This is a genomic window from Kitasatospora sp. NPDC048239, assembly GCF_043202015.1.
Lineage (GTDB): Bacteria > Actinomycetota > Actinomycetes > Streptomycetales > Streptomycetaceae > Kitasatospora.
In genome coordinates this window covers 219,144-235,573 of sequence record NZ_JBICZP010000004.1, presented here as the reverse complement: position 1 = coordinate 235,573, position 16,430 = coordinate 219,144, and the positions used below count along the sequence as shown (strand labels likewise).

Sequence of the window (16,430 nt, the reverse complement as noted above, 5' to 3'; positions counted from 1 at the left end):
TCGTGCGGTGCATGCAGGTCGGCCTCCAACCTATCCGACCGGGTGACGTTCCCGGCGGACTTCCCGGTGGACTTCACGGCGCCCCACGACGCGGCGGACCGCCACACGACCCCGCCACCCGCCCACCGCCGCACGCCCACCACCCCGCCGCTCACTGCCCGAGCACCGGCCCGTGCAGGACGGTGGCCGCCACCCTCGCCGCGGTCAGGTCGGCCTGCAGCCGGTCCGCAATGAACTTGTTGGCCACCAGCACGGTCGGCGCGGCGGGGAGCCTCGCGATGGTGTTCCTCAGGTCCTGCAGCATCCTCTGGTACTGCTCCGCCGTCGGCTGCCAGGAGACCTTGACGGTGTAGACGTCGTACAGCGCCCGCATCTCGCCGCCCCGGCGCAGCAGGAGCTCGGCGACGAAGGTGGAGCGCAGGTTCTGGTAGGAGTCGTCCGAGTAGAGCGCGATCAGCGGACCGCCGTTCGCCCGGGCGAGGTCGCGCTCCACCAGCGTCGTGGCGAACGGCGCGAGATCGCTGCGCCCCTTGCCGTGGCTCCAGACCACCAGCGGGTTGGCGTACCAGGCCGCGGGCTTGCTCCAGGCGGTCAGGACGCCCCACTGGACGCCGGCGAACAGGCTGAGCGCGGTCGCCACCGCGAGCACCGACAGGCCGGCCTCGCCGCCGCGGCGCAGCAGCGCCGGGCGGGAGGTGCCGCGCGCCGGGGCTGGGGAGGGGCGCAGCAGCAGCCCGACCGCGCCGATCGACATCAGGCCGATCACCACGCCGGCGGCGGCGATCTTCTCGAAGTAGTACGAGTAGTGCCCGATGGTGTGCAGCTGCCACCACCCGAAGCCGCCGACTACCAGGCCCGCCCCGACGACCAGCACCAGTAGCGCCTGGCCGGCGGCGGTGCGCCGGGTGGTCCGGCCGAGCGCGCCGAGCAGGGCGAGCAGCCCGCCGCCGAGCAGGAGGGCGCGGTCGGCGCCGACCATCGGTCCGGCCAGGTTCGAGGTGCTCGCGACGTCGAGGTCGGACAGCACGGACACCGCGCTGGGCAGCGCCGCCACCCCCAGCCCCGCGAGCAGGACGAGGGCCGTCGAGCGCCACCGGCCGGCGAAGCGGCGCCGGTTGACCAGCACCCCGGCCGCCACGGCGAGGCCCGCGAAGACCCCGTACAGGTTGTAGACGTAGGTGACGGTGATCAGGCCGGCCACGGCGATCAACAGGTGCTCGGCGCGGCCCATGGCCGGCCGCACCGCGAGCGGGAGCGCCACGGCGAGGAGGAGCAGGCCGATGATCGTGGAGTCGAAGCCGTGTCCGACCAGGTCGGAGTAGTTGCCGGCGAGCATCAGCGAGGCCGCGGTCGCGCAGACGGCGGTGGCCTGCCAGCCGCGCAGCCGCGGGCCGCCGATCCACCGGGCCGCCCAGACCAGGGCGGCGCAGAGCAGCGCGTAGGCGGCCAGCACGTAGAGGAAGTAGCGGTTCATCGCGTCGAGGGCGGCCCCGGGCGCGGTGGAGGAGCGGACCAGGGCGTCGACCCAGGCCAGCAGGAAGTGCGACCCCTGCGGGTACACCGCCTCGGCCGGGGTCATCATGTACGTCCGGGCCTGCTCCTGGTGCAGGAAGGCGTAGCCGCCGACGTGCCGGATGCCCTCGAAGTAGGAGAAGTGCCCGAGCCGGTCCTCGGCGGTGGCGATGTACGCCACCCGTTCGGTGAGCGACTTGCCGGCCACCGCCCGGTGCAGGTGGTACCAGACGACGGCCGCGGTGCCCGCGACCAGCAGGTCCGTCCCGCGCAGGCGCAGCGGCAGGCGCGGACGCCGGCCGGCCAGCCAGCCGGCCAGGCAGACGGTGCTGAGCAGCACCCCGGCGGTCGGCACGGGGTGGATGCCCCACGGCCAGACCGAGAAGACCAGCCCGAAGGTCATCACGCCGGCGGCGGTGATCAGGGCGGCCGCGAAGAGCCGGTCGACCAGGCCGCCGCCGACCCGGACGAGTGAGGCCACGGCCAGCACCAGGACCGGCAGCAGCAGCACGTCCAGTCCGGCCGGGTGCAGGGCGAGCGGCAGCAGCCAGGACGCCGCGAGGAGTGCGGCGAGCAGCGGAAGGCGGCGCCGTGGCGTCCCGCCCTCCTGGGGGCGGAGCTCTCCGGTGAACGGTGGGGCATCCGACGGTCGGTCCAGTACGGCAGACGGAAAGGCCATCGCGAAAGAGCGCTCTCTTCGATCGGGTCCTGTGTCTCGCACCCCCCCCGTAAGGACGCGATCCCGGCCGGCACCCGTGGGTACACGACCTTCAATGCGACATCATAAGCGCCACGGAACGTACACATGTCCGAGCGTCCGGCCGGTGGACCGGCGGCCCGCCCGGGCCGGTGTGAGCTGCGCGACAACCGCCGCCGATTCCTTGGCGCGCTCCGGACGGCCTGCCTAGCCTGCACGAGTCGTCCGCCCTCGCGGACCCCGCCGTCGGGACGCCGAGTCCTGTCCACCCGACGGCGCGTAACCGAGCACCACAGCGGACGGGAGCGGGGGACCCAAGGTCAGTGCCCGACCCGTGCGCTCCCGCGCACGGGCCGCGGCTAGGGGTGAAGCCGCTCCACAGGCGGCCGGGCAACCTCAGCCCGAACCCGACAGCTCACCTCGCAGGCGTGGCAGAGGACACCCCATGCAGAAGCCTGCCCGGCGCACCGCACCGCGCCATGCCCGCCCCTCCCACCGGGGCCGCAACACCGCCTTCGCCGTCACCGGCGCGCTCGCCGTGACCGGCGCCGGCCTGCTCGGCGTCCCGGCGGTCACCACCGCCCAGGCGGCCGCCGCCCCGACCGTCACCCAGGACCGGCTCACCCCGGCCGCCATGGTCGCGGGGAAGGCCTCCACCGCCTCCCTCACGGTGCACTCCTCGACCTGCTTCACCGCCAAGACGCTCGGCGTCGGCGTGCGCGACGCGGCCGGCCACAACCTCGACTTCCCCGGGAACGTCGCCAACGCGAGGATCTGCCCCGGCGGCCTGTCGATCACCACCGGCTCGCGCACCCTGCCGGCCGGCACCTACACCCAGTTCGGCTTCTGGCAGGACTCGGCGGGGGCCTGGCACAACCTGGCCTCCCAGCAGCTGGTGGTCTCCAACGCCACCGCCACGCCGACCCCCGCGCCCACGCCGACCCCCGCGCCGACCCCCACCCCCGCGCCGACGCCGACCGGTACGACCGCCCCCGCCGCGCCGGTCGCCGGCAAGAAGCTGACCTGGTCCGACGAGTTCAACAGCCTCGCCCTGGGCTCGCGCTGGACCGCCGACAAGAGCAGCTCGTACCACTACGGCGACCACAACCCCAACGACAACAAGCTCGACTGGCTGAACAAGAACAACGTCACCGTCTCCGGCGGCGCCGCCACGTTCACCGCCAAGCCGGGCAGCCACACGCTGGAGAACGGCAAGCAGGCCTGGGACACCGGCCTGCTCACCACCGAGTACTCCAGCGAGGGCTTCAAGGTGAAGACCGGCGACTACGTCGAGACCCGGGTGAAGCTCCCGGCCGGCACCGGCGCCTGGCCGGCGCTGTGGACGTGGAACAGCACCAGCGGCAACCACGGCGAGATCGACACCTTCGAGTACCACTCGGACAACGCGAACCTGCTGGAGCTGACCAACCACGTCAACGCGGACCACAAGTACGTCACCGACGCGAAGGCGATCGCCCACGACCAGTGGGTCACCGTCGGCACCCAGTACGGCGCCAACTCGGTCGACTGGTACATCAACGGGGTGAAGGTCTTCGCGGACGGCAAGGGCGTCGGTGCCAACTGGTCGGCGTACCTGATCCTCAACCTGTCCCTGAGCGCCGGGCAGTACCACCCCGCGCCGACGGGCACGGCCCCGATCACCTTCGCCGCCGACTACGTCCGGGTCTACCGCTAGGCCGCCCCGGCAGAACCCGAGCCGGCCCGGCAGAACGACCCGGGCCGTACCGTCCCGCGCCCACACGGCGCAGCACGGTACGGCCCGGGCCGTTCCGGCTTCAGCTCCGGGCGGTCTCCACGACCTGGATGCTGAACGGCTGCCGGTTGTTCTTCTCGTTCCGGTCGTCGTCGCCGCGCACCGCGACGTAGCCGCCCGTCAGCTCGCCGAGGGGGACGGTGGTGGCGAGCCGGACCGGGATCAGCGCCGTGGCGCTCTGGTAGTCCGGCAGCCCGGCCGGGAAGGTGCAGCGCACCCGGTGGCCGTTCTGGAACTCGTAGCAGTTCTCCGGGAAGAACGGCCCCTCGGCCGTCACCCCCTCCGGCAGGGTGACCACCACGGTGAACGGCGAGGCGGTGCGGTCCGGGCCGAGGTTGGCGACGAAGGCGTGCACCGTGGTGGTGCCGCCCGGGGAGGCGGGGTCCGGGTCGATCCGGACCACCGCCAGGTCGGAGTCGGACGGGACGGCGGCCGCGGCCGGCGCCGAGACCTCGGCGGTCGGCGCGGGGTTCGGCGCGGGGTCGTCGGCCGGACACGCCAGGGCGGTCCCGCCGACCATCGCCACCAGGGCGCCCCCCGCCATCAGTGACCTGCCGAGGAAACCCCGTACGGACGTACTACGCGACATTGCCGCTCACCCTGCCCTCTGCGTTGCGGCGCCCCGCACCGTCGCGGGGCGCGTCCGCCCCCAGCGTGACCGACCGGTCCGCCGCGGCCGGGGCAACCCGCCCTCGGGCCGCTCGAACGGCCGAACGGGCCCACCGGAAGTCGGCCGGTTCGACCCTGCGTGCGAGAACAGTGCGATGACGACCCGTCAGGGTGCCAGGACCCGCCCCAGCCGGGTCGCGATCTCCTGCATGACGGGGACGAGCGAGGCCGCGCCCGCCTGCTCCTCCAGGGCCCGGATCCGCGCCTCCGGACCGGAGACCGAGAGCGCCGTCGGGGTCGGCGCACCCGGTACCGCGAGCGCGATGCAGCGCACCCCGATCTCCTGCTCCTGGTCGTCCACCACGTAGCCGCGCTCGCGCGCCTGCGCCAACTGGTCCAGCAGCTGCTGCGGGTCGGTCACCGTGTACGAGGTGTGCGCGGGCAGCGGGTTGGGGCCGAGCACGGCGCGCGCCTCCTCCTCGGGCAGCTGCGCCAGCAGCGCCTTGCCGACGCCGGTGCAGTGCGGCTGCACCCGGCGGCCGACCTCGGTGAACATCCGCATCGAGCGCCGCGACTGCACCTGCCCGACGTACACCACCTCGCCGCCCTCCAGCACGGCCAGGTTGGCCGTCTCGCCGGTGGCCTCCATGAGTTCGGCCAGGTACGGGCGGGCCCAGCTGCCGAGCAGCCGGCCGGCCGTCTCGCCCAGGCGGATCAGCCGCGGCCCGAGGGTGTAGCGGCGCGCGGTGTCCTGGCGGACATAGCCCTGCTGCACGAGGGTACGAACCAGGCGGTGGATGGTCGGCATCGGCAGACCGGACGAGGTGGACAGTTCGCTGAGCGTCGCCACGCCGCCGGCGTCGGCCAGTGCCTCCAGCAGCTGGAAGGCGCGCTCGACGGACTGCACGCCGCCGCTCGCGCGGTCCGTGCTGGTCGTCGATGCTGTGTCGGGGGTGGCGACCACCGGCGTTCCCTTCGCTGTCGGGGGAGGAGTAGAGTCCCAGCGATCATCTCAACAAACCGTTGAAATTCTGTATCGCGGAAACTAGTCTCCACCTTACAGAATCGGACCCGCCGACAGGTGGGTTCCGATCGGTTCAGATCAAGGAAGTTCCCACCGGAGCTCCCTTCGCCAGGCTCAACCGTCTTAGGAGTGTCCTGCCCATGGCTACAGATCAGGGACCCGCCGGCGCCTCTCCCGCCGCTCCGGTCGTCACTGTCGCCGGTCCGCGCGTCCCGCGGGCGGAGGAGGTGCTCACTCCGGAGGCGGTCGCCTTCGTGGTCGGCCTCCACCGCGCCTTCGAAGGCCGACGGCAGGAACTCCTGGTCCGACGAAAGACCCGCCGAGCCGAGACCGCCAGGGCCGGGACGCTGGACTTCCTCCCCGAGACGGCCGCCGTGCGGGCCGGCGACTGGAAGGTCGCCGAGGCCCCCCGCGCGCTCCGGGACCGCCGGGTCGAGATCACCGGCCCCACCGACCGCAAGATGGTGATCAACGCCCTCAACTCCGGGGCGCGGGTCTGGCTCGCGGACTTCGAGGACGCCACCTCCCCCACCTGGGAGAACGTCGTCAGCGGCCAGGTCAACCTGATCGACGCCTTCGAGGGCCGGATCGACTTCACCTCCCCGGCCGGCAAGGCCTACACCCTGCGGCCCGCCGCCGAACTCGCCACCGTCGTGGTCCGCCCGCGCGGCTGGCACCTGGACGAGAACCACCTGCTGGTCGACGGCACCCCGGTGGCCGGCGCCTTCCTCGACTTCGGCCTCTACTTCTTCCACAACGCCGCCCGGCTGCTGGCCCGCGGCGCCGAGGACCCGAACTCCGGCCCGTACTTCTACCTGCCGAAGACCGAGAGCCACCTCGAGGCCCGGCTCTGGAACGACGTCTTCACCCACGCCCAGGCCGCCCTCGGCATCCCGCACGGCACCATCCGCGCCACCGTGCTGATCGAGACCATCACCGCCGCGTTCGAGATGGACGAGATCCTCTACGAGCTGCGCGAGCACGCCGCCGGGCTCAACGCCGGCCGCTGGGACTACCTGTTCTCGATCGTCAAGAACTTCCGCGACGCCGGCGAGCACTACATCCTGCCGGACCGCAACTCCGTCACCATGGCCTCCCCGTTCATGGCCGCCTACACCCGCCTGCTGGTGCAGACCTGCCACCGGCGCGGTGCCCACGCCATCGGCGGCATGGCCGCGTTCATCCCCAGCCGACGCGACCCCGAGGTCAACGCCGCCGCCCTGGAGAAGGTCAAGGCCGACAAGGAGCGCGAGGCCGGCAACGGCTTCGACGGCTCCTGGGTCGCCCACCCCGACCTCGTCCCGGTCGCCCGCGCCTGCTTCGACGCCGTGCTCGGCGAGCGCCCGAACCAGAAGGACAACCCGGGCCCGGCCGAGCCCGTCACCGCCGCCCAGCTGCTCGACATCGCCGGCTCCGGCGGCAGCTGCACCCGGGCCGGCCTGCACAACGCCGTCCAGGTCGGGATCCGCTACATCGAGGCCTGGCTGCGCGGCCTCGGCGCCGTCGGCATCTTCAACATGATGGAGGACGCCGCCACCGCCGAGATCTCCCGCTCGCAGATCTGGCAGTGGGTCAACAACGGCGTGGTGCTGGCCGACACCGGCGAGAAGGCCACCGCCGAGCTGGTGCGCAGGCTGGTGGCCGAGGAGCTGGCCGGGCTCCGGGCCGAGCTGGGCGACGAGGCCTACGCCGGTGGGCGCTGGCGCGAGGCCGCCGGGCTCTTCGAACAGGTCGCCCTCGCCGAGGAGTTCGCGGACTTCCTGACCCTCCCCGCGCTTCCCCTGCTGGGCTGATCCCAACCTATCCACCGGCGCGGCCGCTGCCGCCTGCCAGGCTGTAGCAGTCCGGCCGCCCCTTTACTCCGTTCCGTACGGCGACGAACCCACCTGTCCTCTCGTCGCCGTACGGAACGGCCTGTCATCCGAGGAGCCCGCAGTGCCCCGCATCTTCTTCAACGGCCAGGCCATGGTCGGCGGTCCGTTCCACGCCTCCGTCGCCGACGCCCTGATCGGTCCGGCCCGCACCGCGCCCGGCTACCGGTTCTTCTCCATCGACGACGTCTGCCCCGGGCTGCACCCCGACCCCGCCGTCGGCACCGCGGTCGAGGGCGAGCTCTACGACATCACCCTGGAGCACCTGCGGGACGTCATCCTCCCCGGCGAGCCGCGCGAGCTGGAACTCGGCGTGATCGAGCTCGACGACGGCTCCGCCTGCCTCTCGATGCTGCTCGCCCGCGGCGAGGCCGAGCGCGGCGTCCACCGCGAGATCACCCACCACGGCGGCTGGCGCGCCTACCTCGCCACCCTCGGCCGGACGGCCTGAGCCGGCTGCCCGCGCCGACGGCGGCTCAGGACCGGCCCGCAGCCAGCTCGTCGCCGAGCCGGCTGCGGCGGTAGAGCACGCTGCGGCCGTGCCGGGCCCGGTCGAGCAGGCCCGCGGCGGCGAGCGCCCCCAGATGGCGGCTGACCGCGCCCGGGGTGACGCCCAGCCGGTGGGCGAGCTCGGTGGTGCTGGCGGGAGTCGCGAGCAGGACGAGCAGCCTGGCCCGGGGCGCGCCGATCAGCCCGGCCAGCGGCCCGTGCGGCACCGCCCGGTGAGCGGCCGTCAGACCCTCGCTCATGGTGGCCTTGCCGCGCGCGGGGTAGGCGATCAGCGGCGGCCCCACCTGGGTGATGTCGGTCTGCGCGCCCAGCCCGAACAGCGTCGGGATCAGCACCAGCCCCCGCCCGGCGACGTCCACCGAGGCGGCCAGGGCCCGTACCGCCGGATGCGGGTCGGTGAGCCGCAGCACCCCGGCCTGCCAGCAGAGCCGGTTGTCGAGGTCCGCGAAGAGCCCCTCCGCGCCGCGCTCCGAGAGCATCCGGCCCCGGTAGGCGATGTCCGCCTCCAGCACCGACCGCGCCCGCGGCCACCAGTCCGGCGCGAGGCAGCGCGTCCAGTACGCCTCCAGCGCCTCGGCCACCCGCGCGGTCAGCGCGGCCGGGTCGTCCACGAGCCCGGCGAGCACCGGCGGCAGCGGGCTGCCGTCGCCCCGGTACGCGGCGAGCACGTCCGCCCGCACCACCTCCGGCGGGGTATCCGCCAAGCGCGCGAGTTCGGCGGCGAAGTCCGGACGGGGGCCGCTCGGACGGGGGGTGAGGAAGTCCGGTACGAAGCCGACCGGCGCGATCAGCGACTCCAGCAGCGCGGTGTCCAGCGTCTCGTACCGGGACTGCCAGCGGGCGAGCCACGGCTGCTGCTCCGGGTAGCGGGCGGCCGCCGAACGGGTGCGCAGGCTCAGCACCGCCTCCTGCAGCGGGGAGTAGGCGAACCAGGTCGCGGCGAGGTCGTCGACGCCGAAACGGAACTCGAACATTGACCGTAACGGTAAAAGAATTCCGCCCGTTCGGGAACCCCGCTGTGCTTCTGCCATGACCTCCACCATGGCGCGCCCGACCGTCGTCGGCCGCTTTCTGCCCGACGATCCACTGCTGCGCCGACTCGTGCTGATGAGCCTGGTGAACACGGTCGGGAACGGCCTCTTCATCACGGTGAGCGTGCTCTTCTTCACCCGCTCGATCGGCCTGACACCCGGTCGGGTCGCGCTCGGCCTCACGATCGCCGGCGTCTGCGGCGTGCTCGCCGGGGTGCCGATGGGGCGGCTGGCGGACCGCGTCGGCAGCAGGCGGCTGCTGCTGGTGGTCGGGCCGCTGGAGGCCGCGGCCGTGCTCGGCTACGCCTTCGTGCACTCCTTCGCCGCGTTCGTGGTGCTGACCTGCGCGGCGACGGTGCTGTCGCGCGGCTCGTCGGCGGTGCGCAGCGCCCTGATCGCCCGGGCGGTGCCAGCAGAGAACCAGATCCGTGCCCGGGCGCTGCTGCGCTCGGTGATGAACGCCGGCCTGGTCGTCGGCTCCGGCGGAGCGGCGCTCGTCCTGCAGAGCGACTCCTACACCGGGTACGTGGCCGTGCTGGTGCTGGACGCGCTGAGCTTCCTGGGGGCGTCGGCGCTGCTGGTCGGGCTGCCCGTCCCGGACGGGGACGCCGGCCCGGCGGCCGACGCCGGTGTGCCGGTGAAGCGGCGTTCGGCGCTGCGGGACCGCCGGTACCTGCTGGTCACCGCCCTGCACGCGGTGCTGGAGCTGCAGCTCGCGGTGCTCGGGGTGGGCCTGCCGCTGTGGATCGTGCTCGGCACGGACGCGCCGCCGGCGGTGCTCGCCGCGGTGAACGTGGTCAACTGCCTGCTGGTGGTGCTGTTCCAGGTCCGGGCGAGCCGGGGGGTCACCGATCTCGCCACGGCCGCGCGGGCGTGTGCCCGGGGCGCGCTGCTGCTGGCGGCCGCCTGTCTGGTCTACGCGGCGGCGCAGTACGGCCCGGCGGCGGCGGCCGCCGGGGTGCTGCTCGCCGGGGCGCTGGTGCACACCCTCGGGGAGCTGCTGACCTCGGCCGGCGGCTGGACGCTCAGCCTGGACCTGGCCGATCCGCAGGCGCACGGCGAGTACCAGGGGGTGTTCATGAGCGGGCAGGCGGCGGCGCACGTGATCGGGCCGCTGGTGATCACGCTGACGGCGGTCGACCACGGCGCGGTGGGCTGGGTGGTCCTGGCGGGGTTGTTCGCCCTGGCCGGGCAGGCCCTGCCGGTGGCCGTCCGCGGGGCGGCGCGCGCCGGGTGACGGCCGGCCGGGCCGGCCCGCGCCCCACGGGGGTGGGAGCGGGCGGCCCGGTCGGGTGCGGGTACGCCGCAGCCCCGGACCCTCGCCGTGGGTCCGGGGCTGCGGTCCGCTCGCCGCCCGGTTGGAGGCGGCTCACGGAGTCCGGGTCACGCACCGTCCCTGGGCGGCCCGGAGTCTGGGGTGTTGTAGGGGATCTGGCGTGTTGTAACGGATCTGGGGTGTTGTCAGGTATCTGGGCTGTGGTTCGGGATCCGGCCGTCAGACCGGCCGGGCGGCGAGCTCCCGGGCGGCGCGGGCGCAGGCCTGGGCGATCCGGTCCTCGTTGACGGTGGTCAGCTGGCCCTTCTCGACCACGGCGTTGCCGTTGACGAAGAGCGTGGCCAGCGGGGGCAGGGCGCCGAGCGTGAGGGCGGCGATCGGGTCGGCGATCGAGGAGTGCATGATGCCGTCGATCTTCCACAGGGCGAGGTCGGCGAGCTTGCCGACCTCGATCGAGCCGATCTCGTTCTGCCGGCCGAGCACCCGGGCGCCGCCCATGGTGCCCAGGCGCAGGGCCTGGCGGCCGGTCAGCGCGGTCGGGGAGCCGTGCAGGCGGTTGATCAGCAGCGCGTTGCGCAGCTCGGTGCCGAGCTCGCCGGACTCGTTGGAGGCGGTGCCGTCCACGCCGAGGCCGACCGGGACGCCCGCCCTGAGCATGTCCGGGACGCGGGCGATGCCGGCCGCGAGGCGGGCGTTGGAGGAGGGGCAGTGCGCCACGCCGGTGCCGGTCTCGGCGAACTTGGCGATGTCGGAGTCGTTCATGTGGACGCAGTGCGCCATCCAGACGTCCTCGCCCAGCCAGCCCACCGACTCGAAGTAGTCGGTCGGGCCCATGCCGAACAGCTCCTTGCAGAACGCCTCCTCCTCGGCGGTCTCGGAGCCGTGGGTGTGCAGCCGGACGCCCTTGCGGCGGGCCAGCAGGGCGGCCTCGCGCATCAGCTCGGTGGAGACCGAGAAGGGCGAACAGGGAGCGATGGCGATGTGCAGCATCGAGTCGAAGGAGGCGTCGTGGTACTTGTCCACGGCGGCCTCGGAGGCGATCAGGATGTCCTCGGTGTTCTCGACCGCGTGGTCCGGCGGCAGGCCGCCGTCCTTCTTGCTGCGGTCCATCGAGCCGCGCAGCGCGGTGAAGCGCATGCCGAGCTCCTGGACGGCCTCGATCTCGGCGCCGAGGATGTCGCCGCCGTCCTTGGGGAAGACGTAGTGGTGGTCCGAGGCGGTCGTGCAACCGGACTTGAGCAGCGCGGCGGCCGAGCCCTGGGCGGCGGCGTGGACGAGCCGGTCGTCGATCCGGGCCCAGGTCGGGTACAGGGCGACCAGCCAGTCGAAGAGGATGTCGTCCTGGGCCAGGCCGCGGGTGATCCACTGGTAGAAGTGGTGGTGGGTGTTGACCAGGCCGGGGGTGACGAGGTGGCCCTCGCCGTTGATCCGGCGTACCACGTTGTCCAGCCACTGCGGGGCGGGGCCGTCGCCGACCGACTCGATCCTGTTGCCGAGGAGGACCACGTGGCCGCGGGCGTACTCGGTGTCGTTGGCGTCGACCGTCGCGATCGCGACGTTCTCGATGACGATCCGCTGGTCGGCGGGCGGGGGCTGGACTGCCATGGTGTGTCTCCTATGGGGGGAGGGCCGGGGGCGCGCCGTGAGCGGTGCGCACCCCCGACCGGTCAGGACGGTGTCGCCGTCGGCACCGTCGCGCCGGCGCTCCCGTCGGTGGGGGACCGGCGGGCGACTCCGACGTGGTGGAAGAGCAGGTTGAGCAGGACGGCCATCACGCAGCCGGCCGAGATGCCGGAGTGCATCAGGGTGCGGACGGCCTCCGGGAACGCGTCGTAGAAGGTCGGTGCGGCGATCGGGATGATCCCGACACCGAGCGAGACGGAGACCAGGATGGTGTTGGAGCTGGATTCCATGCCGGCCTCCGCGAGGGTGCGGATGCCGCTCGCCGCGACCGTGCCGAAGAGCACGATCCCGGCGCCGCCCAGAACGGGCTGCGGTACCAGGGAGACGACCGACCCGAGCACCGGGAAGAGCCCGAGCAGGATCAGGATGCCTCCGCCGGCCGCGACCACGAAGCGGCTGCGGATCCTGGTCAGCGCCACCAGCCCGATGTTCTGGGCGAAGGCGCTGGCGGCGAAGCCGTTGAAGACCGGGCTGAGCGCGGTGGCCAGCCCGTCGGCCCGCAGGCCCGCGGCGAGCGTGCGCTCGTCGGCCTCGCGGTCGACGATCCGGCCGAGCGCGAGCATGTCGGCGGTGGACTCGGTCATCGAGACCACCATGACGATGCACAGCGAGATGATCGCGGCGGCGTCGAACATCGGTGCGCCGAAGTGGAACGGGGAGGGGAGCGCGAAGACCTTCGCGTCCTGGACCGCGCCGAAGTCGGCCAGACCCAGCGGGAAGGCGAGCAGGGTGCCGATCGCCAGACCGATGAGCAGGGAGAGCTGCTGCCAGAAGCCGCGCAGCAGCCGGTTGCAGAGCACCACCGCGACGAGGGTGGTCGCGGCGAGGCCGATGGCCCGCGTGGAGCCGTACCCGGGCGCGGCCGGCGAGCCGCCGCGGGCCCAGTTCACCGCCACCGGCAGCAGGGACACCCCGATGAGGGTGATCACGGTGCCCTGGACGACCGGCGGGAAGAACCTGATCAGCTTGCAGAAGTACGGCGCCGCGAGGAAGCACAGGAGCCCCGCGACGATCACCGCTCCGAAGATCACCGGGAGGGCGTCCTTCGGTCCGTGCTCCTTGGCTATCGCGATCATCGGGGCGACGCCCGCGAACGAGACGCCGTTCACGAACGGCAGCCGCGCGCCGATCTTCCAGATGCCGAGGGTCTGCAGGAGGGTGGCCAGTCCGGCGGTGAACAGGCTGGCCGAGATGAGCAGGGCGAGCTCGGCGGGGGAGAGTCCCACGCCGGCGCCGACGATGAGCGGGGGAGCGACGACTCCCGCGTACATCGCGGCGACGTGCTGGAGGCCGGTGGAGAAGAGCCTCACGGGTGGCAGCAGCTCGTCCACGGGGTGGACCCCCGGCCCGGACGGGGTGTCGGGGAGGTTGGTTGACACACCGTCCGGACCAAGGGGTCTGTCAGGGGTGGAACCGCCGTCTTTGGTGCTGGTGTTGCTGGGTGCCATGTCGAGCCCCTCTTGTGCCCGAGGCTCCCGGCGCGCCCGCGGCGCTGGAGAACGGCCTGCTGTGCGGTGACCGAGGACGGGACGGCGGTGCAAGGATCCCTCGGCCGGCCTCTCCGGCACCCCGGGCCGGCCGCCGTGAGGCGGGCACGATCTCCGGTTGGTGGGGGTGGAGAAACAGGTACTGCGGGTGCAGCGGTCCGCCCGGCACCAGCCGGCCGTGGAAGGCCGGAGGGTGCGGTGGTGCCGGTCGGGGTTCACGGGGGTGGGGCGGTCAGGCGACCGGGATGACCGGGACGACGCCCTCGCGGTGCACGGTGCCCTCGATCAGGCCGTACATCCGGTCGGCGGCGTAGTAGACCTCGTTGTCGTTCTTGAGGCCGAACGGCTCCAGGTCCACCAGGAAGTGGTGCTTGTTGGGCAGCTCCAGGCGTACCTCGTCCACCTCGGCGCGGTTGTTCAGCACGCGGGTGCCCATCGAGTGCAGGGTCTGCTGCAGCGAGTAGGAGTAGGTCTCGGCGAAGGCCTCCAGCAGGTGCCGCCGCACGTGGGTGTAGGAGCGGTTCCAGTTGGGCTGGGCCTCGGCGTCGCGGCCGTTGAAGCCGTACTTCCAACGGGCCGTCACCTGGGTGGCCAGGATGCGGTCGTACGCCTCCTGGAGGGTGGTGTACCTGTCCTTGATGTAGCCCCAGAACTCCGAGTTGGTGGAGTTCATCACCACGAGGTCCTTGAGGCCCGAGATGACCTGGACGGTCTCGCCGTCGTAGACGATCTCGCTGGTGCGGGTCTCGCCGCCGTTGCGGACGAACGAGTGGCCGACCTCCTCGGAGCCGATGAAGCGCGCCGAGTTGTCCGGGGTCTTGATCCGGTCCCAGCTGTACTCCTCGATCCGGATCCGGGCGCGGTGGATCGGTTCGTTGTTGTCCACGAAGTGCTTCGCCAGCGTGATGCCGAACTGCTCCGCCGACTCGATCCCGTACTCCTTCGCGAAGGCGAAGACGGTGTTCTTGGTGGTGTCGGTGGGCAGGCAGTTGGCGTTCGAGCCGGTGAGGTGGACGTCGTCGAGGTCGCCGGAGAGGGCGACCGAGACGTTCAGGTCCTTGATCTCGTGACGGGTGCTGTCACGGTAGACGCGGACGATGCGGTTCTCCGCCTTGCCGTACTGGTTCTGACCGAGCACGTGGGCCATGACATGGCTCCCAATCAATGAGGCGGTCTAGCTTCCGCGGTAGACCGAGTATCCGAACGGGTTGAGCAGCAGCGGCACGTGGTAGTGGTGCTGCGCGGGCGCGACCGTGAAGACGATCGAGACCTCGGGGAAGAACGGCGCCTCGTCCGACTTCCGCGCGTAGTACGCGGCGGTGTCGAACCGGAGCCGGACGACCGAGCCCGCCTCCACGGCCGGCAGGTCCTTGGCCCGGCCGTCGGAGTCCGTGGCGGAGGTGCCGAGCACCGTCCAGCCACCCTCGGTGTGCAGTGCGAGCTCGACCGGGACGCCCTCGGCCGGGCGGCCGAGGCTGGTGTCGAGCACGTGGGTGGAGATGCCAGTCATGGGTTAAGTGACCTTACTGATGGCAGATATGACGCTGAGTCTGCCCCCGGGGCGGGAGTTCAGGACTCGTCGAGCAGGCGGTTGATGCGAATGTCGTTGATCTTGCGCAGCTCGCCCCGGACGATCTCCGCCTCGGTGGCGGCGTCGTTGGGGTAGCGCTCGCGCAGGGCGGCGAGCATGGTGGCCGCGGTGCGGCCGGTCGCGCAGATCAGGAACACGTGGCCGAACTTGGCCTCGTAGGCGGCGTTGGCCTCGTGCAGGTCATCGAGGAGAGCGGTGTCCACTCCCTGGATGCCGGCCTGCTCGCGCTCGGAGGTGGCGTCGCCCGTCTTGGGCTTGCCGATCCGGGCGTGGCCGGCCATGGCGTCGTGCAGGTCGGAGACGGTGAGCGCGTCCATGGCCGCCGCGTTGGCGGCGAGCAGGGCGTCACGGTCGGACCACGGTCGGGCCGCCGCGACGGCGGTGGCCCAGCCGGGGCTGGAGCAGACCTCCAGCAGAATCGCCTTCAGCTCGGCGGCGTCGGCCGCCGCCAGGGCCTCAAGGGCGTGGGGGTGGTTGGTCACGGGTGGACCTCCTGAAGAGTGGTGCCACCCGCACAAGCTAGATCGACCCACCCGGGCCGTCAACACTTTGTTGAACGGTTGGTGGTTACGTTTTGAACCGGCGCGTGTTGCCTGGCCGTTTCGTGTGCGATTAGCCAAGTGTGCCCCGTCGGGGGCTGGTCCAGACTGGCCGAGCCGAGGGGTTTCACCCGTTCGGCCCGGCCTGCGGGTCCGCCCCCGGGCGTACGCGACCGGCCGGAATCAGCCGGACTTCGTCCCGTCCTGGCGGTTGAGGTAGTTGTACACGGTGAAGCGGCTGACGCCGAGCGCCGAGGCGACCGTCTCCACCCCGTGGCGGACGGTGAAGGCGCCCCGCTCCTCCAGCAGGGCGACCACGCGCTGCTTCTCCCAGCGGTCCAGCTCGGCCAGCGGGCGGCCGTCGAACTGCCGGGTCATCTCGGTGAGCAGGCGGTCCAGCGCACTGCTGAGGTGGGGCAGCCGGACGGCCAGGGCCGGGGCGCCCTCCCACTCCAGGACGACGTCCTCGGCCTTCGCCTCGTCCAGCGGGACGGGCGTCGCGCCGACCGCGTCCAGCAGCGGCTTTATCGCCGCGGCGAGCGGGTGCTCCACGTGGTGCTGCTCGGTCACGGCGTACCGCCCTCCTCGCCGAGCACGCTGACCTGGACGGAGATCCGGGTCGCGCCGGCGTCCAGGGTCTCCCGGAGCAGCTTGGTCACGGCGGCGAGGACCTGGTCGGCCTCCCCCTCCGCGCCGGTGCCGAACGGGCCGACCGCGACGGCCAGGCCGGCCTCGTCGACCACCTTCCGGGCCGCCGCGGCGTGCTCCGGGAACGTGTCCAGTTCGAACGGTTCTGTCGTGAACTCCACCATCAATCGCACCTGCT

General features: G+C 72.5%; 15 protein-coding genes and 1 riboswitch. Of the genes, 4 read left to right on the top strand and 11 right to left on the bottom strand.

The features are described from left to right. Positions 1-151: 151 nt before the first annotated feature. Positions 152-2,191: a hypothetical protein gene (locus tag ACGFZP_RS12355; protein WP_392931382.1), complete on the bottom strand. Its 2,040-nt coding sequence runs from the start codon at positions 2,189-2,191 to the stop codon at positions 152-154. A 296-nt stretch (positions 2,192-2,487) separates the two neighbouring features. After that, a riboswitch (cyclic di-AMP (ydaO/yuaA leader) is annotated at positions 2,488-2,653 on the top strand. Between the two features lies 1 nt (position 2,654). Between ACGFZP_RS12355 and ACGFZP_RS12350 the strand changes: the two genes are divergently transcribed. Next, positions 2,655-3,905, top strand: a complete 1,251-nt coding sequence (locus ACGFZP_RS12350) for a family 16 glycosylhydrolase (RefSeq protein ID WP_392931380.1) — start codon at positions 2,655-2,657, stop codon at positions 3,903-3,905. A gap of 100 nt (positions 3,906-4,005) precedes the next feature. Here ACGFZP_RS12350 and ACGFZP_RS12345 read toward each other — a convergent pair whose 3' ends face one another. After that, positions 4,006-4,572, bottom strand: a complete 567-nt coding sequence (locus ACGFZP_RS12345; RefSeq protein ID WP_392931379.1) for a hypothetical protein — start codon at positions 4,570-4,572, stop codon at positions 4,006-4,008. A gap of 186 nt (positions 4,573-4,758) precedes the next feature. Further along, on the bottom strand, positions 4,759-5,556 hold the full coding sequence (locus tag ACGFZP_RS12340; protein WP_392931377.1) for an IclR family transcriptional regulator: 798 nt from the start codon (positions 5,554-5,556) through the stop codon (positions 4,759-4,761). A gap of 200 nt (positions 5,557-5,756) precedes the next feature. Here ACGFZP_RS12340 and aceB point away from each other — a divergent pair, with 200 nt between their 5' ends. Together aceB and ACGFZP_RS12330 are read left to right on the top strand one after the other, a co-directional pair. Then, the gene (aceB, locus tag ACGFZP_RS12335) at positions 5,757-7,409 is read left to right on the top strand and encodes a malate synthase A (RefSeq protein WP_392931375.1); all 1,653 of its coding nucleotides are present in this window, start codon (positions 5,757-5,759) and stop codon (positions 7,407-7,409) included. 142 nt (positions 7,410-7,551) lie between these two features. Continuing rightward, positions 7,552-7,938: a gamma-glutamylcyclotransferase gene (locus tag ACGFZP_RS12330; RefSeq protein WP_392931373.1), complete on the top strand. Its 387-nt coding sequence runs from the start codon at positions 7,552-7,554 to the stop codon at positions 7,936-7,938. A gap of 25 nt (positions 7,939-7,963) precedes the next feature. Here ACGFZP_RS12330 and ACGFZP_RS12325 read toward each other — a convergent pair whose 3' ends face one another. Beyond that, positions 7,964-8,971 carry a helix-turn-helix domain-containing protein gene (locus ACGFZP_RS12325; protein ID WP_392931372.1) on the bottom strand — a complete coding sequence of 336 codons (1,008 nt, stop codon included), beginning with the start codon at positions 8,969-8,971 and terminating at the stop codon, positions 7,964-7,966. A gap of 55 nt (positions 8,972-9,026) precedes the next feature. Here ACGFZP_RS12325 and ACGFZP_RS12320 point away from each other — a divergent pair, with 55 nt between their 5' ends. Continuing rightward, positions 9,027-10,265 carry an MFS transporter gene (locus ACGFZP_RS12320; protein ID WP_392931370.1) on the top strand — a complete coding sequence of 413 codons (1,239 nt, stop codon included), beginning with the start codon at positions 9,027-9,029 and terminating at the stop codon, positions 10,263-10,265. Between the two features lie 258 nt (positions 10,266-10,523). On the opposite strand, the gene ACGFZP_RS12315 is transcribed toward ACGFZP_RS12320, so the two are convergent. The 7 genes from ACGFZP_RS12315 to ACGFZP_RS12285 all read right to left on the bottom strand — a co-directional run bounded on the left by ACGFZP_RS12315 (position 10,524) and on the right by ACGFZP_RS12285 (position 16,416). Further along, positions 10,524-11,909: an 8-oxoguanine deaminase gene (locus ACGFZP_RS12315; RefSeq protein WP_392931368.1), complete on the bottom strand. Its 1,386-nt coding sequence runs from the start codon at positions 11,907-11,909 to the stop codon at positions 10,524-10,526. 62 nt (positions 11,910-11,971) lie between these two features. Next, a complete protein-coding gene (locus ACGFZP_RS12310) occupies positions 11,972-13,435 on the bottom strand; it encodes a nucleobase:cation symporter-2 family protein (protein WP_392931366.1) in 1,464 nt (487 codons plus the stop codon). A gap of 271 nt (positions 13,436-13,706) precedes the next feature. Further along, positions 13,707-14,621, bottom strand: coding sequence for a factor-independent urate hydroxylase (gene pucL / locus ACGFZP_RS12305; protein ID WP_392931364.1), 915 nt, complete (start codon positions 14,619-14,621; stop codon positions 13,707-13,709). A 27-nt stretch (positions 14,622-14,648) separates the two neighbouring features. Continuing rightward, the gene (gene uraH / locus ACGFZP_RS12300; RefSeq protein WP_392931362.1) at positions 14,649-14,984 is read right to left on the bottom strand and encodes a hydroxyisourate hydrolase; all 336 of its coding nucleotides are present in this window, start codon (positions 14,982-14,984) and stop codon (positions 14,649-14,651) included. Positions 14,985-15,043: 59 nt separating this feature from the next. Then, positions 15,044-15,547 (bottom strand): 2-oxo-4-hydroxy-4-carboxy-5-ureidoimidazoline decarboxylase, encoded by a 504-nt coding sequence (uraD, locus tag ACGFZP_RS12295; protein WP_392931361.1) that lies wholly within the window; start codon positions 15,545-15,547, stop codon positions 15,044-15,046. Positions 15,548-15,787: 240 nt separating this feature from the next. Next, a complete protein-coding gene (locus ACGFZP_RS12290) occupies positions 15,788-16,174 on the bottom strand; it encodes a helix-turn-helix domain-containing protein (RefSeq protein ID WP_392931359.1) in 387 nt (128 codons plus the stop codon). Then, positions 16,171-16,416: a thiamine-binding protein gene (locus tag ACGFZP_RS12285; protein ID WP_387946203.1), complete on the bottom strand. Its 246-nt coding sequence runs from the start codon at positions 16,414-16,416 to the stop codon at positions 16,171-16,173. The genes ACGFZP_RS12290 and ACGFZP_RS12285 overlap by 4 nt, the downstream gene beginning before the upstream one ends. Positions 16,417-16,430: the final 14 nt, after the last annotated feature.